This window comes from Kibdelosporangium persicum (assembly GCF_013280595.1).
Lineage (GTDB): Bacteria > Actinomycetota > Actinomycetes > Mycobacteriales > Pseudonocardiaceae > Kibdelosporangium > Kibdelosporangium persicum.
This window is the reverse complement of record NZ_JAAATY010000016.1, coordinates 130,101-152,290: the sequence shown is the minus strand read 5'-3', so window position 1 is coordinate 152,290 and position 22,190 is coordinate 130,101. Positions and strand designations below refer to the sequence as shown.

Here is a 22,190-nt window from a genome sequence, read left to right as displayed (position 1 = left end):
GAGGAAGCCGCTGACAGCTCAAGCCGACAGCCGAGACACCGAGGAAGCCGCTGACAGCTCAAGCCGACAGCCGAGACACCGGGGAAGCCGCACGCTGACAGCTCAAGCTGATGGCCATGTCGCCGGGGAAGCCGCACGCTGACCGGGCCCCGGCATGCCGACCCCAACACCCCGCATGGCCCTTGATCAACACCGCCAGCCCAGCCCCCACCCGAACCCGGGGGCGACCCCGGACCCAGTCTACCGGCGATAAGGCCTGGTCAAAGGGGTTACTGGCCGGTTGTGGACAACTTCCGGTGCGAACGGAACGTCCGCACCGGAACCACCCGGATGGCCTACTGCGACTTGCCCGAGATGATGTCCGCCTCCGTGTCCAGCGGTTCCAGGAGGTTCGAGCTCTGGGTGAGCAGCCGGCCCGTCTCCCGCAGGCGCTCGGACACTCGCTGGCGCAGGCCGGTCAACTGGTCGATCTTCTGCTGGGCCTCGGTCGTCCGGCGATTCGCCTCGGCGGTCGCGTCCGCCACGAGTTTGTCCGCTTCGCGTTTGCTGTTGAGCCGGCGTTCGGCGATTTCCTGGTCGAGTGCCGCTCGGCGGGCCGCCATCGCGGATTCGAATTCCTGTTCGACCTGGCGGTGCTGCGCGTCGGCTTGTTCGCCGAATTTGCTGCGGCGTTCCTCCGCCTCCGAGGACATCTTTGTCAGATGTGTTCGTGCTTGGTCCAGTGCCGCTTTATGCTCCGACTGCATCTGCGCCTGCTGGGCTTCGAGTTCGGCGAGCAGGAACTCGTAGCGGCTGCGCAAGGCGGCCGAGGCCTGGTGCGCGCTCGCGAACGTTTGTTCGGCCGCGGCCTGGGCGCGCGCGGTGATTTCCAGCGCCTCGGCGCGGGTCACATCGAGCATTACGCGCAGCTGTTTGTGCACTTCATCGGCTGCCGTGAGCGGCTGCGTCGCGCCGTTGACCTGTTCGCGCAACTGGGTCAGTTCCGCCCGCAACGCGTCCATTTGTCTGCTCAGCTCGGCGTTCTGGGCACGGGTGTTGTCCCGGTCGGCGGTGATCCGCCGCAGGTTCGACTCCAGATTGGTGAAGTGCTGCTGCACTTGCGCCCGGTCGTAACCGTGGCGGACCACGTCGAAACCGAGCGGTATCGGGGCGTCGGCGGGAGCCATGCTCGCGAGGCTACCCGCCGTGTCCAGATCTACCAGTGGAACCCTCGGCTCATTCGCGCCGACGCCGCCGTGGCTGCGGACAGTTTCCGTTCCCCTTGCCGAACTTCACCCGGTCGGCGCCGTCTGCCGCGGCGGAGTCGGGGTAAATAGGCATGCTGGGGGCGGTCACGTAGCGCCTCCAGCACGATGTCCGCCGCCTGATCGGGTGATTTCGAAGCATGTGACCCGGCGCCGTGCGTCTCGGTCGCGGTGATCCTGCTGAAGTAGCCGGGCATTGTGTCCCCGATGCGGCCGCGCCGGCAGCCGCATCGGGGACGCCCGTCAGCAGTCGCGCAGCTCGGGGCTCTGGTTGAGCAGCTGGCCGCGCGGCGAGATGAACGCGCGGTACCGGTCACTGTCCACAGCGGACGGCAGGAACGCCGCGACCCGGTGGCAGTTCTGGAAGCTGAGCTTCACGCCGAAGTGGCGCTCGAGCCCGCCGCGGATGGCGTCGGACGCCAGTGCCCGCAGCAACTGGCCGCGTTCGGCCTCGCTGGGCGGCGGTGTGGTGTTGTCGGCGAACTCCGCGGTGCCTTCCTTGGCCCTGGTGGCCACCTCGCTGATCAGATCCCACGCGTAGGGCAGGGATACCCGGACGCAGTCGACGAACTCGGCGTCGGTGACATCGCCACGCTCCGCCTTCTCCAGCAACGCGGTTGGCACGTCCAAGGACATGGATTCCTCCGTGTTTCTGCGGTTGGTGCTATCCAGCGTTGACGGCCGAGCCCGCCAGCGGGACCGCCCCAAGAGTGAACTCCGGGTCGATCTGCCCGGCGAGGTCGCGGCCGGTGCGCTCGTTCGCCCATGCGTGCGCGTTGCGGAGATGGAACTGCACGGCCTGGTCCTGGAAGCGCCGCCAGTCCTTGCTGGTCGCGTCGACCAGTGCCTGCATGGTGCGCAGTGCTTCGCGGTTCTCCGGCTCGAAGGCGTCGATCGGACGGATCTCACCGCGTTCGGCCGCACGCACGTGCCCGGACCGCGACACCCACGTCAGCAGGTCGTCGCCGACGTGCTCACGCAGGAACGCGAGGTCCTCGTCGTCGGAGATCTTGTTGCCGACCACGGCCACCTTGACGCCGAAGTCCTTGGCGTAGCCCAGGTACTGCCGGTACACGCCGATGCTGCGCACGGTCGGCTCGCACACCAGGAACGTCACGTCGAACCGGGTGAACAGGCCGGACGCGAACGAGTCGGCACCGGCGGTCATGTCGACCACGACGTACTCGCCCGGTCCGTCGGCCATGTGGTTGAGCATCAGTTCGACCGCGCCGACCTTCGAGTGGTAGCACGCGACACCGAGGTCCTCCTCGCCGAACGGACCCGTCACGGCCAGCCGGACACCGTCGATCTCGCGCACACAGGCGGCGTAGATCGGGTTGTCCTCGACCACCCGCAGCACGCGCGATCCGCGACCCGCCGGGGTCGTCTTGACCATCTCGGCCGCCGAGGCGATCCGCGGGTTGTCGCCGCGCAGGTAGTCCTTGATCAGTGGCAGGTTCTCGCCGAGCGTCGGCAGGGCGAGGGTCTCCGGCTCCGAGGCGCCCAGTGCGCCGGCCAGGTGCTGGTTGATGTCGGCGTCCACGGCCAGCACCGGCCGCGACGCGGCGCCGAGGTGGCGCAGGAACAGGGAGGCCAGCGTGGTCTTGCCGCTGCCTCCCTTTCCGACGAAAGCGATCTTCACCCCGACATTGATATCGGTTTTCATTATCCGGGCGCAAGTCGGGTCACTCGGTCGGGACCTGCCTTCAGAACCTCATGCCCGGCAGTTGCACGATTTTCAGCACGTCGGCGGTGCCGAGCGGTGGCTCGGCCCGGAGCGGAACCGCTCCCGGGGAAGCCATGTACATGCCCGGCGCCCGGTTCGTGGCGGACACGTAGATCCGTGTGCCGTCCGGGCGGACGGCTTCGACAGCGAGCTGCCGGTAGCTTTCGTGGCCGCTGAAGCCGGTCGGACTGCGGCCCTCGTACCGGCTCACCGCCGCCCGCGTGCCGTCGGGCAGTGTCGTGTCCGTACATTCGACGAGCACGTCGTTGTTGAGTGGTGGTACGCCGGGTGTGGCGCATCGGCCCTCGGTGCCCGTGCTGTTGACGTGCACCGACAGCGAGCCGTAGCCATCCTTGTCGTTGCCCACATGGACGCTGGCGAAGTACGCCCACTGCGGCCGCAGCAACCCGTTGGTGTTCGCCTTGACGACCTGCAGCGCCGTCTCGACTCCCCAGGTGTCCGGTTCGGCCGCCACGATCAGCCCGGGCGGGATGAACTGGTCCTTGGCGTCCTGCAGAGCCCTGCTTAGCCTGCGGGACCGGTCGTCCTCGGTGAACAGGCGCATCTTGGTGGGCGTCTGGGACGTGGTGGTGACGACCGGCAGAGCCGGGGACATGTCCGGCTCAGGCCGGGCCAGTGTGGCGGCAAGCACGGCCCCCACGACGCCGAGCGTCACGCCGCCGATGGCCGCTGAGCGGACGATCACCGCGCGTCGGCGCCCTTTGCGGACGAGCGTGGCCGAGTCGGTGGTCACCGGAGGTTCGTCGCGCAGCAGCTCGCTGAGCAGTTCTCGGGCCTGCGCGCTCTCGTGATCGCTCATCGGTGTCCCTCCAGCCGGTCGGTGACCATCTCGCGCAACGCGGCCAATCCCTTGGCACACTGGCTTTTCACGGTTCCCTCAGAGCATCCGAGCAGGTCCGCGACCGCCGCGATGGGCAGGTCGTCCCAGTACCGCAGGACCACGGCCGCGCGCTGCCTGGGCGGCAGCGCGGCCATGGCCCGGCGCAGATCCAGTGCGATGTCCTGGTCGGCGTTCGTCCCCGCGGTGTCGGGCAGGGGATACGTCGGCTGCTCCCGCCGCCAGAACCTGCGTGATTCGTCGATCACCGTGTTGGTCAGCGTCTGGCGGGCGTAACCGAGCGGTGACGACGCGACCTTCGGCCACGACTTGTAGACCTTCAGGAACGCGACTTGGACGAGGTCCTCGGCGCGGTGCCAGTCACCGCACAGCAGATATGCCGTGCGTCTGAGCCGAGTGGTGTTCGCGTCGACGAACTGCGCGAACTCCCGGTCGCGGACCCCCATGGGGCGACTCCCTTCTGCCGTACCGGGGGACGATCCGGGAGCCGGGAAAAGTTGCCCGTGCGATCAGGTCTGGGCGGCGGGCAGGCTGCGCAACTGCTCCAGCACGGCCGGGTCCTGCAGTTCCAGCCACCTGATCACGTCGGAGAACGTCGTGCACACGGTCTCCGGTTTGCCGCAGACCTCACCCATGAACTGCTCGGCCGCGACGCCGAAACCGCCGCCGGCCCAGTCGAGGAAGTGGTTGCCGATCAGCAGCGGCGCCCGGTTGCCGCGCAGCGTCGCGTCGTAGGCCGCGCGGTACAGCTCGAGTGTCGCCCTGGCGAACTCGTCACGTTTCGACTTGTCGTCCTTCGAGCGGTTCAACGCCTCCCAGATCTGGTAGTCGACCATCGTGACCTTTTTGTTGTTCACGGCGGGCATGCGCACCATCGGCAGCGCGAACTCCCAGATGTCCTTCTCCTTGGCCGGCCAGAGCACGCCGTCGGACACCTGGCTGGAGTCGTAGGTCAGGCCACGGCTCTTCATCGCGTCGAACACGGCGTCGAACTTGCCTTCGAGGCACGGCAGCCTGCCGCCCTTGACGGCGGTGCTGTCGATCTTCAGGCCCTGCACGCCGGCCTGGTCGACGAACTGGAAGAACTGCCGCAGCTCGGACTGCCACTGCTGGGTGGTCCACCGCGGGCTGCAGTAGTGGCCGTTGTAGTGCGTGCCGATCTCGATGCCACGCTGCACCGCGGTGTTCAGGTCGGCGATCCTGGTCCTGACCTCGTCGGGTGATCCGCCGAACGAGATCGACGACTGCCCGGCCGCGCGCCCCGGCGCCGTGTACTGCTTGCGCTGGTCGTCGGCCAGCAGGTACACGCCGGACAGAAAGGCCGTGAACCTCGCGTTCGACCTGCCCGCCAGGTCGAGCAGGCGCTGCCACTGGTCGTGCGATCCCGCGCCGTCGAACGAGAACAGCACGAACTGCGGCGGACGCTCGCCGGGTGCGAGTTTGCGCATCCAGTCCTGTGGGGTGGCCGTGGCGACCGGCGCGGGCCTGGCCTCCTCGGGCTTCCGCATGCCGATGCCCAGTAGGATCACAAAGGTCGCGATCAACGCGGTAGCCAGCGTGATCGGCCGCCAGTCCCTCGCTCTGCGTGCACCCATCACCCACAAGGTAGACCGCCCGTCCGGGGACGTGACAGGAGGTTGAAAACCGCAGGTGAAGGTCACGAACCGAACACATCGCGCGAGCCGGACGCGTTAGGCTGCCGTTGGCCTGATCGATTTGGTTGGATCGATCAGAGTAAAATCTGCTTTACCGACGGGAACACACGGGCGCTTCCGGCCGTTGGACCCGGTGAAGGCCACAACAGGCCCATGGAGGATCAGGTGCGTTCTTCGAGCAACCCCGCGTTCCGCAACTTGCAGACCCGCGGAAACGTTGGTTACGCGGGCTTCGGCAGTCCGCAGGGCTACCCACAGGGTGGTATGCCCGGATACGGCGTTGACCAGGCGCCGCCGACTCAGGCGGACCGCCCGATCACCGTCGACGACGTCGTGATGAAGACCGCCACGACGCTGGGCGTCGCCCTGCTGACCGGCATCATCACGGCTGTCCTTGTGCTGGGCCAGCAGATCAGCCCGTACCCGCCGCTGATCATCGGTGGTCTGGTCGGCCTGGTCGTGTCGCTGGTCGTCATCTTCAAGCAGACCCCCAACGCGGGTCTGGTCCTGACCTACTCGGCGGCCGAAGGTGTCTTCCTCGGCGCGCTGACCGGCGTGTTCGAGGCGTTCGCCCCCGGAATCGCCTTCCAGGCGCTGCTGGGCACCGGTCTGGTGTTCGCGGTGATGCTGGTGGTCTACCGGACCGGCGCGGTGAAGGTGACGCCGAAGCTGACCAAGTGGGTCATCGGTGCGGCCGGTGGCGCCGTCCTGTTGATGCTGATCAACCTCGTGCTCGGCTTGTTCGGCGTCAACATGGGCATCCGCGGCAACGGCACGCTGGCGATCATCTTCAGCCTCGTGGTGATCGGCATCGCCGCGTTCATGCTCCTGCTCGACTTCGACCTCGCGGACCAGATGATCCGCCAGGGCATGCCGTCGAAGTGGGCGTGGTACGCCGCGTTCGGCCTGATGACCACGCTGGTCTGGCTGTACGTCGAGATCCTGCGCTTGCTCTGGGCACTCAACAGCAGCGAGTGACATCGGTCTCAAGCTGAACCCACACCGGACCCCGGCCCAGCGCCGGGGTCCGGTTTTCTGTCCTCCCGGCCCCGCGTGTCCACCACTCCGGCACCCCGTGTCCACCACTCCGGCACCATGAGTTGACCTTTCCGGCACGGTGAGTTGACCGTTCCGGCACCCCGATGTCGCACTACCACCGGCACCGCGATTTCGGGGTGCCGGTGTGCGCATTTCGGGGTGCCGGAACGGTGGACTCGGGGTGCCGGAAAGGTGGACACGGGGTGTCGGTGCGGGTGTTTCGGGGTGCTGGAGTGGTGGACACGGGGTGTGGGTGAGGTTGGGGGAACCGGGTGTGGGGGTGGTGCCTCTTCTCTGACGGAGGAGGAGGTCTCATGAGCAGCCAGATCAACCCGGCACCGCCGAAGAACCTGGTGGAGGCCGCGAGCGCGGGCGGTTTCCTGCTGACCGAAGAGGGCGGCAAGCCGATCATGGACGCGGTCGCCAAGGTGCGCGCCGAACTCGAGGCGCATCGCAAGACGCTCGACCAGATCGACCGTGAGCCGTATCTGAGCAACACGCCCGGCGGTGTGTTCGTGTCCGAGCACGCCCGGCTGGTGGCGTCCGGCGACGAGCGGTCGTTGCGGGAAGTCCTCGTGCAGGTGGAGAAGGTGCTCGACGACCTCGAGTCCGGGCTGTCCACCGCGATGGACAGCTACGCCACCGTCGAGCTGGCCAACGGCGGCATGATCGAGGGGTCGAGCAGCGTATGACCGAGAAGGAACGCAACCTGGCGGACTCGTTCCGCAAGCTGCACAACGCCCAGGAGGAGCTGGCCGGCAAGAAGCCGGGCACCGACGCGTACCGGGAAGCGCAGCGCAAGCTCGACAAGGCCGAGAAGGACCTGCGGAAGCAGACCAAGACCCAGGGCAACCGGCTGCGCGAGGGAGCCGAGTACCGGGAGCTCGGCGCCCCGCCCAATCCGGACTACATGGGGTACTCGCACGAAGAGCTCAAGAAGATGGTCGACGGCCGCAACGATCCCGGCCAGGTCGGCACGATCGGCTCGTCGTGGACCAAGCTGGGCAACGCCTTTGTCGAACTGTCCGACGCGCTGCACAAGTCGGTGACCAGGAGCGCGTCCGAGTGGCAGGGCGCGAGTGCGGACGCGGCACGGGCCTTCACCGGCTCGCTGAGCACGTGGTTCAACTCGGTGGCGCAGGGTTCGCAGCTGGCGGGCAACCGGTTGACGGCACAGGCGCAGCTGGCCGCCGACATCCGCAACAGTGTGCCGCCGCCCGGGAACTTCTCCATGACGGACGCCTTGCAGCAGGCCAACGCGCAGACCGATCCGGTCGCACAGCAGCAGGCCATGTCCCAGCTGCGGGAGAACGCCGCCGCGCAGGAGGCCGCGCACCGCCAGGCCGCCGAGGCGGTCGAGAAGTACGACAAGGCGCTGATCGACTACGCAGCCACGATGCCCGCGTTCGCCCCACCGCCCACGATGGCCGGTTCGGGGCAGTCCACGCAGAACTTCGTCACCCAGCTCGACGGGCACCAGCCGCAGGGCACCCGCGACGTGTTGCAGGAGCAGACCCAACGGCCGCAGCTCACTCCCCAGCAGCCGCCGGGGATCACGCCGCGCCCGCCCGCGTCGCCGAATCCCGTACGGCCGGTGCCGGATCCGTTGGTGCCTACGCCAACGCCTACGCCTACGCCTACGCCTACGCCAACGCCGACGCCCGCGCCTCCGGTGGCGCCGGATTTCCGTACCACGCAACAAGGTTTCACTCCGATCAACAGCTCCTTCGTGCCGTCGAACGGGTTCAGCGGTAGTACGCCTGGAACCGGCGGCTTCTCAACGGGTTTCGTCGGGGGCAGCCCGGCAACCGCCATGCCACCGGCCGGCTCGGCCCAGCAGCCCGGACCGGGCGCACGGGCAGGTGTCGGACCGGTCGCGCCCGGCGGCCCGAACGCGGCGGCCACCCGGCCGGGTGCGCCTGGCGCGCGTGGCGTGCCGGGGATGGGCATGGGCGGAGTGCCCGCGGGACACGCCAACCGGGAAGAGGACTACGAGCACCAACGGCCCGACTACCTGGTCGAACCGGACCCGAACGCGATCTTCGGGGTCGATCAGCAGACCGCGCAGCCGGTGATCGGAGAGTGATGACGGACTTCGCCTTGTCCCTGGCGGCCATGGACATCCTCCGGGAACAGTTGCGCATCGAAGCCCCCGCCTATCCCTTCGAGATCCCGCACAACGGCGTGACCTGGGAACAACGGGTGGGCATCCGGACCGCGGTGCTCGACGACCTGGAACGCCGCGGCCTGGCCCACCGCGGCAAACCCTCGACCGAGGTGGAGGACGCCCTCACGACCATGGGGAAACCCGATTCGGCCGTGGCCATGGTCGGGATCGAGGGCGGCTCGTGTGCCCGCGCCTTGGTGGTGAGCGCGGGCACACGGGCGTACCGGGTCGTGCAGGACGGCCAGGTGCTGCGGTTCGACCAACCGGGCGGTGTCGTGCGCGGCATGGTCGACCTGTTGCCGGACGAGAAGGCCGGCCAAGGACGTTCGGTCACGTTCACCGCGGACTGCGAGACCTCCGACGCCGCCACCGCGAGCACGTACCTGAAACGCCCACGGCACCGGCTGGGGCAGCTCAGCGTGGTCGGCAAGCTGGAACTCACCTGGTTCGACACCGACGTGGGCCGCTACATCTCGTACGCCCAGAACGGCTGGCTCACCTACGCGCCCGCCGACAAGAACCGGATCTCGGCGATGCTTCAGGCGGCGATCTGAGCCGGCGCCGGATTTTCGGCAGAATCGACGTATGGCGCTCAACATCCCCGGTCCGCGGACCGTATTCGGCTGGGCCGTGCAGACCGTGACCACGGTGGTCTCGATCCCGGGCCGGGTGTTCAACCTGCTCACCGCCGCGGAGCAGGCCGTGCGCCGGGCGAACGAACTGGTCGAACGAACCGACACGGTGATCACGTCGGCCGAGGCCGCGGTCGAACACGCCCGGGTGGTGGCGATCGCGGCCGAGGACGTCGTGCGGGCCACCAAGCCGATGGTCCAGTTCGCCGCCGAGATGTCCGCGCACGAGGTCGAAGCCGCCATCAAGCTGGTGGACGAACTGCCCAGGCTGGCCGAGCACCTGGTCGAGGACATCATGCCGATCCTGGGCACCCTCGACCGGGTCGGCCCGGACATCCACGAGCTGCTCGACGTCGCCAAGGACGTCCGGCAGGCCGTGCTCGGCATCCCCGGCTTCAACTACCTGCGCCGCCGCGGCGAGGAGAAGGACAGGGAGATCGAGGGCTGACGCCGGCGTTCCCGAGTGGACCGGGACCGGGCTCCCTTCCGGACGGGAACGGTCCCGGACGACGCTCTCTCCTGACCGAGAGGGGAGAGCTCATGGGCAAGACGCGAATCCTGCTCGCATTGACGGCGATCGGCATCACCCTGTTCGCCGGGTGGCCGCGCCCGCGTCGGCGGAGATCCGCTACCACAAACTGATCCAGAACCAGCACAGCCGCAAGTGCCTGGAGGTCATCGGCTTCCGGACGGACAACTTCGCGCGGTCGTGCAGTTCGACTGCCACGGCGGCACCAACCAGCAGTGGCACTACAACACCGCGACCGGAAATCGTCCAGAACGTCCACAGTGGAAAGTGCCTGGAGATCGCCGGCTTCCAGACGCACAACGGCGCGCACGCCGTGCAGTTCGACTGCCACGGCGGCGCCAGCCAACGGTGGGGCGTCAACCGGTCCGGCGGGCTCATGCTCAACCAGCACAGCCAGAAGTTCCTGTTCGTGCTCGGCAACGCGACGCACAACTTCGCGCAGGCCGGCCAGCCGGACGACATGGTCGCGGGTCCGTCCGTGCACTGGTGGCTCGGCTGCGCCAACGCCCTGGTGCGGGACGGCCGGTCCCGCACCAGTGACGGAGATCAGCTGAGGCGTTCGATGACCATGGCCATGCCCTGGCCGCCGCCGACGCACATCGTCTCCAGGCCGAACTGCTTGTCGTGGTGCTGCAAGGAGTTGATGAGCGTCGTGGTGATGCGGGCGCCGGTCATGCCGAACGGGTGGCCCACGGCGATCGCGCCGCCGTTGACGTTCAGCTTGTCGATGTCGATGCCGAGGTCACGGTAGGACGGGATCACCTGCGCGGCAAAGGCTTCGTTGATCTCGACGAGGTCGATGTCGTCGATCGACATGCCCGCGCGGGCCAGCGCGCGCTGCGAGGCCTCGACCGGGCCGAGGCCCATGATCTCCGGCGACAGGCCGGAGACACCGGTCGACACGATCCGGGCGAGCGGCGTGACGCCGAGGGCAGCGGCCTTGTCGGAGCTCATGATCACGAGCGCCGCGGCGCCGTCGTTGAGCGGGCAGCAGTTGCCCGCGGTCACCCTGCCGTCGGGACGGAAGACCGGCTTCAGCTGCGAGGTCTTCTCGTACGTCACGCCCGGCCGCGGGCCGTCGTCCGCCGACACGACGGTGCCGTCAGGCAGCGTGACCGGCGTGATGTCCTTGGCCCAGAAGCCGTCGGCGATCGCCTTCTCCGCCAGGTTCTGCGAGCGCACGCCGAAGTGGTCCATGTCCTCGCGGGAGACGTCCTTCAGCAGCGCCAGGTTCTCCGCGGTCTGGCCCATGGCGATGTAGACGTCCGGCACCTGGCCGGACGAACGCGGGTCCTCCCATGAGGAAGCGCCCTGCGAGGCGGCCGACGCGGTACGGGCCTCGGCGTCGGCGAACAGCGGGTTGTGCGTGTCCGGCCACGAGTCGGAGCTGCCCTTGGCGAACCGGGACACCGTTTCCACGCCGGCCGAGATGAACACGTCGCCTTCGCCCGCCTTGATGGCGTGGAAGGCCATCCGGGTCGACTGCAGGCTGGACGCGCAGTACCGGGTCACGGTGCAGCCGGGCAGGTGGTCGTAGCCGAGTTCGACGGCGAGCACGCGGCCCATGTTGAAGCCCTGCTCGCCGCCGGGCAGTCCGCAGCCCAGGATCAGGTCGTCGATCTCGGCCGGGTCGAGCTGGGGCACCTTGTCCAGCGCCGCGCGCACGATCTGGACGGCCAGGTCGTCCGGCCGGATGCTGACCAGCGATCCTTTGCCGGCTCGTCCGATCGGCGATCGGGCGGCCGAGACGATGACGGCCTCGGGCATGGTGCAGCTCCTTTGCTCCGGTGAGAAGTTACTCACCAGTCAGCCTAGGCGCCGCGGCCGGGTTCGCCAGGGGAGCTACGTCACTGCCTGGCACAGGGGTGCCAGCAGCACATTCGAAGCGTGCCGGTATCCGGCGCCGTTCGGGTGGAAGCGGTCCGGGCTGAACAGCTCCGAATACCGCAGGTGGAACTCCGACGAGATCAGGTCACCGATCGGCACGGGCACCCCGCCGGCCCGCAACACCGCTTGCCGTTGCGCCTTGGCGAGCATGCGTCCCCACTGCCGCACCACTGAGCGCAGCGGCTGCGGGATCGGCCTGATCGTGCCGAGATCGGGGCACGTCGCGACGACCACCGCGGCACCCGCGTGCCGCAGCCGGGCCACCTCGATGCCCAGCAACGCCGCGGATGTGCGGACCCGCATCTTCCCGGTCACGTCGTTGCCGCCGATGATCACCAGCGCCAGGTCCGGCGGGTCCGCCACCGCCTGGTCGACCTGGGAGATGAACGTCCGCGTGGTCGCACCGACCCGGGCGTACGTCGTCAGGCGCACCGAACGGCCGGTCTCCTCGACCAGACCGCGGGCGAGCAACACCCCCGGCAACTCCTCGGCGTTCTCCGCACCGAGCCCCGCGGCCAGGGAATCACCCAGTACGGCGAACTTCAGCACGCTGCCGACGCCGCCCTCGTAGAGCCCGTCCGCCCGGTGGGGGTCGCTTGTGGACCGCCCGATCAATGTCCGCGCCCGCCTGCCCTGTCCGGTGAGCAGTCCGTACATCGCGCCGGACAGCCCGCCCACCCCGCCCAGAGCCACAGCGGCGACCCGAATCCCTCGCAATATCCCCATGGTCGCCTCCCCTCGCAGCCTGATCCCAGTTGTACACGGATCATGACATCCAGGGCACCCGGAATGTCCCCTAATGGGGGTTACGAAGAGGTAGACCTTCGGTCCGGGGGAAGGGAACGGTGCAGGTGGGGATGGGGTGGCGGGCGAAGGCGACCTCGAAGCCGTACCGGCGGATCCTCGTTATGTTGTGCAGCAGGGTGACCTTGTTGAGGAACGGCAACGCGCCCGGGGGATCCACCGCGTAGACGAACCGCGGTTCGCCCACCGTCCAGCCCGGCCATTCGGCGGCGTGGACGCCGGACAGTTCCTCCCGGCAGGACGGCCATTCCCGGTACCGCTTGGCGGTCGCGCTCGCCCGGGCGAACGTCGGCGTGGTGAACACCAGGTCCATCTCGCGGGTCATCAGATCCGCGTGCCGGGCAAGGGAAACACACGGCTGTAACGCGATTTCGCCTGTCACGTCCGGGATCGCGGCCAGTGTGCCCTCCAGTGCGGCCAGGTGGCCCCGGTCGACGAGGAACCAGTGGTCTTCGGCGAACACGTAGAACTCGCCGCGGTGCCGCAGTTCGGGTTCCCGCGGCCCGACGTTCAGCCCGGCTCGCACCCGGTGGCGCAACGTCAGATCCAGCTGTGCCACGACGTTCGACCGTGGCGGTACGGCACGGATGATGTCCAGCAACGGCACTTCGGTGCGATAGCGGGTCGAGGTGTACCGGGCGAGCAGTTCGGCGAGTACTTGCGATAGGGGTTGCCGTGCTTCGACATGCACGGTATGGGAGCCCGTCATGCCGCGTACGAGCCCGTTGTGCGCCAGGGCCCGTGACCATTCCGGGTCGAGCCCGATCGCGGGCAGGTACACCGAGTTGGCGGCGACTCTGATGCCGAAGTCCGGGACGAGCACCTCACGCGGCGGTGCGGGCCCCACCGCGAACAGCCGCCCGCCGATCTCGTGGATGTCCGGATGGTCTGTTCTCTCGAGGAGAAGGTGCACGCTCAGTTTCATGGAAAACACTCCCCGTGATGAACGATACGTCGGCCCCGGCCGCCCGTGAAGATCCGGACGAGTGAAAAAGCGCAGGTCGATTACAGTGAGCCGAGTGGACCTGGCCGATTTCTACCGTGATCTGCACGCACACCCGGAGCTCTCCGGACACGAGCACCGGACCGCTGAGCGGATCGCCGCCGTACTCGTTCCGTTGGGCTACGAAGTCACGACCGGAGTCGGCGGGACGGGAATCGTCGCCCTGCTACGCAACGGTGACGGTCCGGTGGTCATGCTCCGCGCCGACATGGATGCCTTGCCGGTAGAGGAAAAGACGGGCCTGCCGTACGCCAGCAAAGTTCCCGGCGTGATGCACGCCTGCGGCCACGACATGCACGTGGCCTGTCTGGTCGGTGCGGCACAGCTTCTCATAGAAGCCAGGGCCGAGTGGTCCGGCACGCTCATGCTGGTGTTCCAGCCCGCCGAGGAGACCGCGCAGGGCGCGCGGGCGATGGTCGCCGACGGCCTGTTCGAGCGGTTCGGCAAGCCGGACATCGTGCTGGGCCAGCACGTCGGCCCGCTGCCCGCCGGAATGGTCGGCTACGGCACCGGACCGGTGATGGCGGGCGCCGACTCGGTCCAGGTCACGCTGCACGGCCGCGGCGGCCACGGATCACGTCCGGAGACGACCGTCGACCCGATCCTGATGGCCGCCAACGTCGTCACGCGGTTGCAGGGCATCGTCGCCAGGGAGGTCCCGCCCGCCGAGACCGCGGTGGTCACGGTGGGCCGGGTGCACGCGGGCACCAAGGACAACGTCATCCCGGACACCGCCGAGCTGGGCATCAACATGCGCACGTACAGCAAGCAGACGCACGACCTGGTGCGAGCCGCGATCGAGCGGATCGTCCGGGCCGAGGCGGCGGCGAGCGGCGCGGTCAAGGACCCCGAGTTCGACTGGAACGACAGCGCGCCCGTGCTCGTGAGCGACCCCGAGGCCACCGCGAGGACGGTCGCGGCGTTCACCGGGAGGTTCGGTGCCGACAAGGTGATGACCATGCCGGTGATCACCGGCAGTGAGGACATCGGCATCTTCGGCGAGGCCGCGGGCGTGCCCACGGTGTTCTGGTTCTGGGGCGGCCTGGAGTTCCAGGTGGTGATGGAGGCGTTCCAGCGCGGCGGGATGGAGGCGCTGCCGAGCAACCACTCGTCGGTGTTCGCGCCGGTGCTGGAACCGACCCTGACGACGGGCGTCGACGCACTCCGTGTCGCCGCCCTGACCTGGCTCGGAACCGCGAGCTAGGCTGGCTCGAGTCGCACTGCCCCACGAGGGCCGCCAGAAGGAGACAGTGGTGGAGTACGTCGAGCACGTCGTCGATCTCATCGGCAATACGCCGCTGGTCCGGTTGAACTCGGTGACCGAGGGCCTGCGGCCGCTGGTGCTGGCCAAGGTCGAGTACGTCAACCCCGGCGGCAGCGTGAAGGACCGGATCGCCGAGCGGATGATCGAGGCGGCCGAGAAGTCCGGCGAGCTCAGGCCGGGCGGCACGATCGTCGAGCCGACCTCCGGCAACACCGGCGTCGGCCTGGCCATGGTGGCCCAGCGCAAGGGATACGAGTGCGTCTTCGTCTGCCCGGACAAGGTCAGCGAGGACAAGCGCAACGTGCTCAAGGCGTACGGCGCCCGTGTGGTGGTCTGCCCGACCGCGGTCCCGCCGGAGCACCCCGACTCGTACTACAACACCTCCGACCGGCTGGTCCGCGAGATCGAAGGCGCCTGGAAGCCCAACCAGTACGCCAACCCGCAGAACCCGGTCAGCCACTACGAGACCACCGGCCCCGAGCTGTGGCGCCAGACCGAGGGCAGGATCACGCACTTCGTCGCGGGCGTCGGCACCGGCGGCACGATCTCCGGCACCGGCCGTTACCTCAAAGAGGTCTCCGACGGCCGCGTGAAGATCATCGGCGCGGACCCGGAGGGCTCGGTGTACTCCGGCGGCACGGGCCGTCCGTACCTGGTCGAGGGCGTCGGCGAGGACTTCTGGCCGGAGACGTACGACCGCGACATCGCCGACGAGATCATCGAGATCTCCGACGCGGACTCGTTCACCATGACCCGCCGCCTCGCCCGTGAGGAGGCGCTGCTGGTCGGCGGCTCGTGCGGGATGGCCGCGGCGGCCGCGGTCCGGCTGGCCGAGCGGTGCGGCCCGGACGACGTGATCGTCGTACTGCTGCCGGACGGCGGCCGTGGTTACCTGTCCAAGGTCTTCAACGACCGCTGGATGGCGTCGTACGGTTTCCTGCCGCCGGAGCACAGCGGTGGCACGGTCGGTGACGTGCTGCGTCGCAAGGACGGCCGTGTCCCCGAGCTCGTGCACGCGCACCCCACTGAGACGGTCGCGGACGCGGTCGCGTACCTGCGTGAGTTCTCCGTCAGCCAGATGCCCGTCGTCAGCGCCGAACCGCCCGTGATGGCCGCCGAGGTCGTGGGCGCGGTCAACGAGCGTGACCTGCTTGACGCACTGTTCACCGGCAAGGCCAACCTGGCGGACCGGCTGGACAAGCACATGACGGCGCCGTTGCCGACGATCGGCGCGAACGAGCAGATCAACGTGGCGATGAAGGCACTGGCCGGTGCCGACGGCGCGTTGGTGCTCGTCGACGGCAAGCCCGCGGGCGTGGTGACCCGGCAGGACCTGCTGGGCTACCTGGCCGGAAGCTGACTGTCGGCGCCGATCGGTTAGCGTGTTGCGCCAGTAGCGTGCCGACGGCAGGGGGATACGCCCGATGACAGCTCCGCAGAACCCGAACCAGCCACCCCAGCAGCCACCTGGTGCGCTGGCGAACCCGGAGCCGACGATCGCGCTCGGCGGTCCCGGCAAACCGGCTGCCCAGAACCCGAACCCGGACGCCACCCAGGTGGTCCGGCCAGGGCAGAACGACCAGCCCGAGGCCACGCAGGTGGTCCGGCCGGGCCAGGGCGGCCAGCCGTCCGGGCCGCAGCCCGTGCAGCAGCCGCCCGCCGCGCAGCAGCCCCAGCCGCCTCAGGGGTACGGCCAGCCGACGCCGCCGCCCGGCCACCTCCAGCCCCAGCAGCCCGGCCAGCCCCAGCAGCAGCCGCCGCAGGGTTACGGGCACCCGCAGCAGCAGGGCTTCGGTCAGCAGCTCGGTCAGCAGGCCCCTCCGGGCTATCCGCAGCAGCAGCCTCCGGGCTACCCGCCTCAGCAGCCTGGCTACCCCGGGGGTGCGCCGTACCAGTATGGCGGCGCGTACCAGTACGCGTCCTGGGGACAGCGGTTCCTCGGTGGCCTGGTCGACTACGGCTCGCTCGGCGTCATCAACGGCATCATCGTCGGTATCGCCTTCGGCGCCGAGGTCTACGCGCTGACCGCCCTGGGCAGCCTGCTCGGCCTCGTGTTCGTCTTCTACAACACGTGTTACCTCGGTGGGACCAAGGGACAGTCGTGGGGCAAGAAGGCCGCGGGCATCAAGGTCGTCCGGGAGGACAGCGGCCAGGTGATCGGCTTCGGCCTGGCGTTCGGCCGGCACATCCTGCACTTCATCGACGCGTTACCGCTGTGGATCGGGTTCCTCGCGCCGTTGTGGGACGCCAAGCGGCAGACCTGGTCGGACAAGATCGTCAACACGATCGTCATCGAGGCGCCGAAGGTGCCGCAGGGCTACCAGCAGTACGGCCAGGCGCCGCAGCAGCCGTACGGTCAGCCGCAGCAGTACGGGCAGCAGCCGCCACAGCAGTGGTGACCGGTTGACCTACCGCACGGGGCTCGGGTGACGGGCCCCTTTTTCCTGTTTCGCGGAAGACCGGGTCGTTTCCGGCGAATCGTCCTGGCCTGGACTAGCGTTACACCCGAACGAGTATGTCCAGGCCTAGGGAGTTGTTAAGGGCGATGAGTGCTCCGCAGCCGCCGAACGAGCCGTACCAGGGCGGCCAGCCACCGCAGGAGCAGGGCGGGCCGCCGGATCAACCGGAGAGCACGCAGGTGATGCAGCCCGGCCAGGGGCGGCAGCCGGACCAGTCGCCGGAGGCGACCCAGATGGTCCAGCCCGGCCAGCAAGGGCAGCATCCACAGCAGGGTGAGTCCACCCAGATGGTGCCGCCTGGCTCGATGCCGCCGCCGGCGCCGCAGTACGAGCCTCCGCCCAGCGCGGCCGACCAGCCGCCGTCGCCTCCGGGCGGGTTCCCGCCGCCGCCCGGCCAGCAGCAGACGCAGGTCATGGGCAACTACGGCCAGCCGTCGCAGTTCGGTCAGCCGTCACCGGGCAACCAGCCGCCACCCCAGCCGGGGTACGGGCCACCTCCTGGCTACCAGCAGCCTGGCGCGTACGCGCCGCCCGGTTACGGTCCGCCGCCCGGGTACGGCCCGCAGGGCGGTGGCGGCAACACCCAGATGATCACCTGGATCGTCGCCGGTCTGGCCGCGATCCTCGGCCTGATCTCCGCCATCCTGGTGTTCGTCGCGATGGGCGACATCAGCGACTACGCCGAGGCGTACTCCAACGCTCCGGCAGGGGCACTGGACAACGTCAGCGCTCCGGCAGGCGCCATGGTGTGGATCCTGTCCATCGCGACGGCGCTCGGTGGCCTGGCCGCGGTCGCCGCGGGCGCGATGATCTTCCTGAAGAACAAGCTGGGCGCGACGCTGCTGCTCGTCGGCGGTGGCCTGATGCTGCTCGGCTCGCTGATCATGCTGATCGTCAAGGGCGATCTCCCGATCGACGCCGACATGTTCGGCTGGGTCATCTACAGCCTGATCGCGGGCATCGTCGTGACCGGTCTCGGTGCGCTGCAGTTCTTCCCGGCCACCAAGGCGTACGTCGGCGTGGGCGGCGCCCCGCAGCACCACACCGGCGGGTTCCAGCAGCCGCCGCCCCCCGGGTTCGGTCCGGCACCGTACGGCCAGCAGCCGCCGCCGCCCGGCTTCGGGCACCAGCCCCCTCCGCCCGGGTACGGCCAGCAGCAGCCTGGGCAGCAGCCGCCGGGCCAGCAGCCGCCGCCGGGTTACGGCCAGCCGCCCCCCGGATACGGTCAGCAGCAGCCGCCACAGCAGTGGTGATCAAGGGGCGCCCCTCGGGGCGCCCCTTCCGCCTGTTCGGGCTGACTGTTTCGGCAAAAGGGGCCTGGTCAGCGGGGAACTGGTTTAGGGTCGTGCGCACGAGACAGCACAGCGCGGCCTAGCGGTTCGGGGAGACAAGTCGTGACGTATCCACAGCAGGGCGGTTATCCACAACAGCCCTACCCGCAACACCAGCAGCCGTACCCGTCCGCTCCGGCCGGCGGCGGCAACCCGGCCACCGCGATCATCGCGGCGGTACTGGCGCTCGCGGTCGCGGCGTTCGAGATCGTCGTGCTGGTCAACTGGTTGGACGTGATCGGCTCCCGGTTCTCGGCCGTGCCGGCGGATCTGATGGTGACCTTGGTGGTCCAGGCGCTCGCCACGCTGCTGCTGATCGTCGGCGCGATCATCGTGCTGCTGCGCAAGACGGCCGGTGCCGTGCTGACCATCATCGGGGCGATCCTGGCGCTCGTCGGGTTCTTCCTCGAGCCGATCCTCGGCTTCGAAGGCCAGGTCGGCCGGTTCCTGGAGAGCGTCTTCGAGTTCGGTGAATCGGGTGCGACGTTCCGGGCGCTGATCCTGATCGGCGCGCCGCTCGTGCTGATCTTCGCGGCGCTGCCGCCGACCTTCAAGTACCTGCGTGGCAACCGGAACGACTACCCCCAGCAGTACCCGCCGTCGGGCGGCTATCCGCAGCAGGGGTACCAGGCCGACCCGAGTTCCGGCGGGTTCCCCCAGCAGGGCTACCCGGCCAACCCGAACTCGGGCGGATTCCCCCAGCAGGGCTACCCGCAGCAAGGCGGTTACCCCCAGCAACAGCAAGGCGGCGGTTACCCACAGCAGCAGGGATGGTGAGGCGTCGTCCGACCGGACGAACTGTCCCACCATCTGGTCACCTGGACGGTCCCACGTAGGATTGCGCTATGTCAGAAGGGGACTCCAGGCTGGGTTTCGACACCCGGGCCATCCACGTGGGACAAACGCCGGATCCTCGGACCGGCGCGGTCATCCCGCCCATCTACGCGACGTCCACCTTCGCCCAGGACGGCGTCGGTGGCCTGCGCGAGGGCGGCTACGAGTACTCACGTACCCGTAACCCCACGAGGACCGCGCTGGAGGAGTGTCTGGCCTCCCTGGAGGGCGGGCGCCACGCGCTGGCCTTCCCGTCCGGCATGGCCGCCAGCGACGTCGCGCTGCGCACCATGCTGCGTCCCGGCGACCACGTCGTGATCCCGGACGACGCGTACGGCGGCACGTTCCGCCTGGTGGACAAGGTCCTGAAGCTCTGGGGCATCGAGCACACGCCGGTGCACCAGACGGACCTGGCGGCGGTGCGGGCCGCGATCCGCCCGAACACCAAGGTGATCTGGTGCGAGACGCCGACGAACCCGCTGCTGGCGATCTCGGACCTGGCCGGTCTGGCCCAGATCGCGGCCGAGGCGGGCGCGCGGCTGGTCGTCGACAACACCTTCGCCACGCCCTACCTGCAGTCCCCGCTGGGGCTGGGCGCGGACGTCGTGCTGCACTCGACGACCAAGTACCTCGGCGGCCACTCGGACGTGGTCGGCGGCGCGCTGATCACGTCGGACGACGATCTGAACGAGCAGTTCGCCTTCCTGCGCAACGCTTCCGGCTCGGTCCCCGGCCCGTTCGACGCATGGCTGACGCTGCGCGGCGTGAAGACGCTCGCGGTGCGGATGGAGCGGCACTCGGACAACGCCGAACGGATCGTCGAGGCGCTGGCTGGGCACCCGCGCGTGGAGCGCGTCTACTACCCGGGCCTGCGTGAACACCCCGGCCACGAAGTCGCGGCCAAGCAGATGCGCCGGTTCGGCGGCATGGTGTCGTTCACCGTCGCGGGCGGCGAGCAGGCCGCGCTGGACGTCACGGCCCGGACGAAGCTGTTCATCCTGGCGGAGTCGCTCGGCGGCGTGGAGTCCCTGATCGAACACCCGCACAAGATGACGCACGCGAGCGTCGCGGGTTCGGAGCTCGAAGTACCGGACAACCTGGTCCGGCTGTCGGTCGGCATCGAGGACGGCACGGACCTCGTCCAGGACCTCCTGCAAGCCCTAGCCTGAAAAACCCCTCGTGAGTGTTTATCGGTGTTCTAACCCTGATAAACACTCACGAGAGGGTTACTGCTGGAAGAACGAGGGTTCGCCCTGGTGGATGGCTGGGGCGGGCGGTGCCGGGGGCAGGTCGCGGGAGTCGATGCAGCCGCCGACCAGTTCGACGTAGCCGTCCCGCTGCACGTACTGGCCTGGGTTCGCGCAACCGGCGCTCGACGCGCTGAACACGGCGACGCCCGCGAGCGCCGCGGCGGTGGCCAACGCACCCACCAGTGGCACCATTCCAGCGGCCCGGGTTGCACCTGCCATTGCTTACTCTGCCCCTTGTCGGCGACTACTCGTTGTCGCTGAGGATACCCGGCTGGTCGGCCGAATGGGCTTCGGCGGCCACACTGACAGCTTTCCTTAAGGGAGGCCGTGCGTTCACGGATGTACCGGCCGAATGTGTCAGCGCTTGGGCCGGTACCCCGCCGGCAGGCCGGACGTGACGATTTCCCGGTAGGTGTCCACCGCGTCCGTCGGCTGCCTGACCAGTGCCGGATCGGTTTCCACGTCTACTGTGTACAGACCGAAACGGGGCCGGTACGTGCCCCACTCGAAGTTGTCGGTCAGGCTCCAGTAGTTGTAGCCGATCACGTTCACGCCTTCGGAGTGCGCCCGTAACATCCAGTACACGTGATCACGCAGGTGGTCCGAGCGGGTGTAGCCGTCGGCACGGGGCCGCCCGTCGTCCGTGGGCATCCCGTTTTCCACGATGTACAACGGAAGCTTGGGAAACCGGCGCGCGTAGTGCTTCAGCGCGCGGTAGATCCCTTGCGGCTCCGGGTCGATCCGGTACAGCTTGCCGGTCGCGCCGTGCAGTGCGGTGAGGTTTCCCGGTGTGACGTCGTAGTAGTAGTCGATCCCGACGAAGTCCGTGCTCCCGCTGATCCAGTCGAGGAAACCGAAGTCCGCCAACCGGTTCACCACCGGGATGTACGCGACGTTGCTGGACACCAGGGCCCGCGGGTCGGTCTCGTGGATCAACCGGTACGCCGCCTTGTGCGCCTGGATCATCCGGCCGGGCATCATCGGGCTGAACCTGCCCTGCCGGATCTCGTGTGCCATGTAGACAGTCGGTTCGTTGAACGTGATCCAGATGGTGCCGTTGCCCGCGTACCGTTTCACCACACGGTCGGCGTTGGCCAGCCAGAGCTCCACCATGCGCGGATTGCGCCAGCCGCCCGTCCACGCCGGATACACCCAATGGTCGAGGGTGATCATCGGACGCATCCCGGCCGCCCGGACCCTGGCCACGACGTCGTCGTAGAAGTCGAAGTCCCACTCGCCGGGAACCTGCTGCACGCGGGCCCACTCCACGCACAGCCGGAACACCCGCACACCCAGATCCGCGGCCAGTTCGATGTCCTGCGGATACCGGTGCAGGAAGTCGACGGAGTCACGGTAGCCCGTCACGAATCGCGACCAGTTGCTGTCCGGGGCCGAGCCCTCGGACTGGTACCCGGCGCCGGCGACGCCCCACAGGAACATGTCTGCCAGGCTATCGAGAGTCGTCATGTCACGGGACGTAGCCGAAACCGCCACTCGGTCGTGGCGGG

At 68.7% G+C, this 22,190-nt stretch carries 22 protein-coding genes and 1 pseudogene; 12 read left to right on the top strand and 11 right to left on the bottom strand.

Going from position 1 to position 22,190, the window contains the following annotated elements:
* Positions 1-335: 335 nt before the first annotated feature.
* The 6 genes from GC106_RS26790 to GC106_RS26765 form a co-directional block, all read right to left on the bottom strand.
* On the bottom strand, positions 336-1,166 hold the full coding sequence (locus GC106_RS26790) for a coiled-coil domain-containing protein (RefSeq protein WP_173136218.1): 831 nt from the start codon (positions 1,164-1,166) through the stop codon (positions 336-338).
* Positions 1,167-1,487: 321 nt separating this feature from the next.
* Positions 1,488-1,880, bottom strand: coding sequence for an SCO5389 family protein (locus GC106_RS26785; protein WP_173136216.1), 393 nt, complete (start codon positions 1,878-1,880; stop codon positions 1,488-1,490).
* A gap of 28 nt (positions 1,881-1,908) precedes the next feature.
* Positions 1,909-2,886: an ATP-binding protein gene (locus GC106_RS26780; RefSeq protein ID WP_173136214.1), complete on the bottom strand. Its 978-nt coding sequence runs from the start codon at positions 2,884-2,886 to the stop codon at positions 1,909-1,911.
* 64 nt (positions 2,887-2,950) lie between these two features.
* On the bottom strand, positions 2,951-3,790 hold the full coding sequence (locus tag GC106_RS26775) for a hypothetical protein (protein WP_173136211.1): 840 nt from the start codon (positions 3,788-3,790) through the stop codon (positions 2,951-2,953).
* Positions 3,787-4,275 carry a SigE family RNA polymerase sigma factor gene (locus GC106_RS26770; protein WP_173136209.1) on the bottom strand — a complete coding sequence of 163 codons (489 nt, stop codon included), beginning with the start codon at positions 4,273-4,275 and terminating at the stop codon, positions 3,787-3,789. The genes GC106_RS26775 and GC106_RS26770 overlap by 4 nt, the downstream gene beginning before the upstream one ends.
* A gap of 63 nt (positions 4,276-4,338) precedes the next feature.
* On the bottom strand, positions 4,339-5,424 hold the full coding sequence (locus GC106_RS26765; RefSeq protein ID WP_246366758.1) for a polysaccharide deacetylase family protein: 1,086 nt from the start codon (positions 5,422-5,424) through the stop codon (positions 4,339-4,341).
* Positions 5,425-5,649: 225 nt separating this feature from the next.
* On the opposite strand from GC106_RS26765, the gene GC106_RS26760 reads away from it, so the two are divergent.
* From GC106_RS26760 to GC106_RS49750, 6 genes and pseudogenes are all read left to right on the top strand, one after another.
* Positions 5,650-6,462 (top strand): Bax inhibitor-1/YccA family protein, encoded by an 813-nt coding sequence (locus GC106_RS26760; protein ID WP_173136207.1) that lies wholly within the window; start codon positions 5,650-5,652, stop codon positions 6,460-6,462.
* A gap of 374 nt (positions 6,463-6,836) precedes the next feature.
* The gene (locus GC106_RS26755) at positions 6,837-7,214 is read left to right on the top strand and encodes a hypothetical protein (protein WP_173136205.1); all 378 of its coding nucleotides are present in this window, start codon (positions 6,837-6,839) and stop codon (positions 7,212-7,214) included.
* Positions 7,211-8,608: a hypothetical protein gene (locus GC106_RS26750; protein WP_173135959.1), complete on the top strand. Its 1,398-nt coding sequence runs from the start codon at positions 7,211-7,213 to the stop codon at positions 8,606-8,608. The genes GC106_RS26755 and GC106_RS26750 overlap by 4 nt, the downstream gene beginning before the upstream one ends.
* Positions 8,608-9,243 (top strand): ESX secretion-associated protein EspG, encoded by a 636-nt coding sequence (locus tag GC106_RS26745; RefSeq protein ID WP_173136203.1) that lies wholly within the window; start codon positions 8,608-8,610, stop codon positions 9,241-9,243. The genes GC106_RS26750 and GC106_RS26745 overlap by 1 nt, the downstream gene beginning before the upstream one ends.
* 31 nt (positions 9,244-9,274) lie before the next feature.
* A complete protein-coding gene (locus GC106_RS26740; protein ID WP_173136201.1) occupies positions 9,275-9,769 on the top strand; it encodes a hypothetical protein in 495 nt (164 codons plus the stop codon).
* 151 nt (positions 9,770-9,920) lie between these two features.
* Positions 9,921-10,286: pseudogene (locus GC106_RS49750) on the top strand (RICIN domain-containing protein); the annotation flags it as partial.
* Positions 10,287-10,396: 110 nt separating this feature from the next.
* Here the strand turns inward: GC106_RS49750 and GC106_RS26735 are convergent.
* The 3 genes from GC106_RS26735 to GC106_RS26725 form a co-directional block, all read right to left on the bottom strand.
* The gene (locus GC106_RS26735) at positions 10,397-11,617 is read right to left on the bottom strand and encodes an acetyl-CoA C-acetyltransferase (protein ID WP_173136199.1); all 1,221 of its coding nucleotides are present in this window, start codon (positions 11,615-11,617) and stop codon (positions 10,397-10,399) included.
* Positions 11,618-11,692: 75 nt separating this feature from the next.
* Positions 11,693-12,463 (bottom strand): SGNH/GDSL hydrolase family protein, encoded by a 771-nt coding sequence (locus tag GC106_RS26730; RefSeq protein ID WP_173136197.1) that lies wholly within the window; start codon positions 12,461-12,463, stop codon positions 11,693-11,695.
* Between the two features lie 70 nt (positions 12,464-12,533).
* A complete protein-coding gene (locus tag GC106_RS26725; protein WP_173136195.1) occupies positions 12,534-13,466 on the bottom strand; it encodes a hypothetical protein in 933 nt (310 codons plus the stop codon).
* 94 nt (positions 13,467-13,560) lie between these two features.
* Here GC106_RS26725 and GC106_RS26720 point away from each other — a divergent pair, with 94 nt between their 5' ends.
* The 6 genes from GC106_RS26720 (at position 13,561) to GC106_RS26695 (ending at position 20,601) form a co-directional block, all read left to right on the top strand.
* The gene (locus tag GC106_RS26720; RefSeq protein WP_312872869.1) at positions 13,561-14,748 is read left to right on the top strand and encodes an amidohydrolase; all 1,188 of its coding nucleotides are present in this window, start codon (positions 13,561-13,563) and stop codon (positions 14,746-14,748) included.
* 49 nt (positions 14,749-14,797) lie between these two features.
* Positions 14,798-16,168, top strand: a complete 1,371-nt coding sequence (locus GC106_RS26715) for a cystathionine beta-synthase (RefSeq protein ID WP_173136191.1) — start codon at positions 14,798-14,800, stop codon at positions 16,166-16,168.
* A 64-nt stretch (positions 16,169-16,232) separates the two neighbouring features.
* Positions 16,233-17,207, top strand: a complete 975-nt coding sequence (locus GC106_RS26710; RefSeq protein ID WP_173136189.1) for an RDD family protein — start codon at positions 16,233-16,235, stop codon at positions 17,205-17,207.
* A 146-nt stretch (positions 17,208-17,353) separates the two neighbouring features.
* Positions 17,354-18,520 (top strand): hypothetical protein, encoded by a 1,167-nt coding sequence (locus GC106_RS26705; protein ID WP_173136187.1) that lies wholly within the window; start codon positions 17,354-17,356, stop codon positions 18,518-18,520.
* Between the two features lie 141 nt (positions 18,521-18,661).
* Complete coding sequence (locus tag GC106_RS26700; protein ID WP_173136185.1) at positions 18,662-19,375, top strand: hypothetical protein; 714 nt, start codon at positions 18,662-18,664, stop codon at positions 19,373-19,375.
* 68 nt (positions 19,376-19,443) lie between these two features.
* Positions 19,444-20,601 (top strand): cystathionine gamma-synthase, encoded by a 1,158-nt coding sequence (locus tag GC106_RS26695; RefSeq protein ID WP_173136182.1) that lies wholly within the window; start codon positions 19,444-19,446, stop codon positions 20,599-20,601.
* 57 nt (positions 20,602-20,658) lie between these two features.
* On the opposite strand, the gene GC106_RS26690 is transcribed toward GC106_RS26695, so the two are convergent.
* Entirely contained in the window at positions 20,659-20,862 is a 204-nt protein-coding gene (locus GC106_RS26690; protein ID WP_312872868.1) for a hypothetical protein, read from the bottom strand.
* A 177-nt stretch (positions 20,863-21,039) separates the two neighbouring features.
* Complete coding sequence (locus tag GC106_RS26685) at positions 21,040-22,149, bottom strand: family 1 glycosylhydrolase (protein WP_173136178.1); 1,110 nt, start codon at positions 22,147-22,149, stop codon at positions 21,040-21,042.
* Positions 22,150-22,190: the final 41 nt, after the last annotated feature.

Coding starts and splice junctions, on each gene's coding strand:
- GC106_RS26705 (WP_173136187.1), top strand. CDS start 17,354: ATGAGTGCTCCGCAGCCGCCGAACGAGCCGTACCAGGGCGGCCAGCCA.
- GC106_RS26755 (WP_173136205.1), top strand. CDS start 6,837: ATGAGCAGCCAGATCAACCCGGCACCGCCGAAGAACCTGGTGGAGGCC.
- GC106_RS26770 (WP_173136209.1), bottom strand. CDS start 4,275: ATGGGGGTCCGCGACCGGGAGTTCGCGCAGTTCGTCGACGCGAACACC.
- GC106_RS26740 (WP_173136201.1), top strand. CDS start 9,275: ATGGCGCTCAACATCCCCGGTCCGCGGACCGTATTCGGCTGGGCCGTG.
- GC106_RS26750 (WP_173135959.1), top strand. CDS start 7,211: ATGACCGAGAAGGAACGCAACCTGGCGGACTCGTTCCGCAAGCTGCAC.
- GC106_RS26765 (WP_246366758.1), bottom strand. CDS start 5,424: ATGGGTGCACGCAGAGCGAGGGACTGGCGGCCGATCACGCTGGCTACC.
- GC106_RS26695 (WP_173136182.1), top strand. CDS start 19,444: ATGTCAGAAGGGGACTCCAGGCTGGGTTTCGACACCCGGGCCATCCAC.
- GC106_RS26735 (WP_173136199.1), bottom strand. CDS start 11,617: ATGCCCGAGGCCGTCATCGTCTCGGCCGCCCGATCGCCGATCGGACGA.
- GC106_RS26685 (WP_173136178.1), bottom strand. CDS start 22,149: ATGACGACTCTCGATAGCCTGGCAGACATGTTCCTGTGGGGCGTCGCC.
- GC106_RS26710 (WP_173136189.1), top strand. CDS start 16,233: ATGACAGCTCCGCAGAACCCGAACCAGCCACCCCAGCAGCCACCTGGT.
- GC106_RS26745 (WP_173136203.1), top strand. CDS start 8,608: ATGACGGACTTCGCCTTGTCCCTGGCGGCCATGGACATCCTCCGGGAA.
- GC106_RS26785 (WP_173136216.1), bottom strand. CDS start 1,880: ATGTCCTTGGACGTGCCAACCGCGTTGCTGGAGAAGGCGGAGCGTGGC.
- GC106_RS26725 (WP_173136195.1), bottom strand. CDS start 13,466: ATGAAACTGAGCGTGCACCTTCTCCTCGAGAGAACAGACCATCCGGAC.
- GC106_RS26730 (WP_173136197.1), bottom strand. CDS start 12,463: ATGGGGATATTGCGAGGGATTCGGGTCGCCGCTGTGGCTCTGGGCGGG.
- GC106_RS26775 (WP_173136211.1), bottom strand. CDS start 3,790: ATGAGCGATCACGAGAGCGCGCAGGCCCGAGAACTGCTCAGCGAGCTG.
- GC106_RS26790 (WP_173136218.1), bottom strand. CDS start 1,166: ATGGCTCCCGCCGACGCCCCGATACCGCTCGGTTTCGACGTGGTCCGC.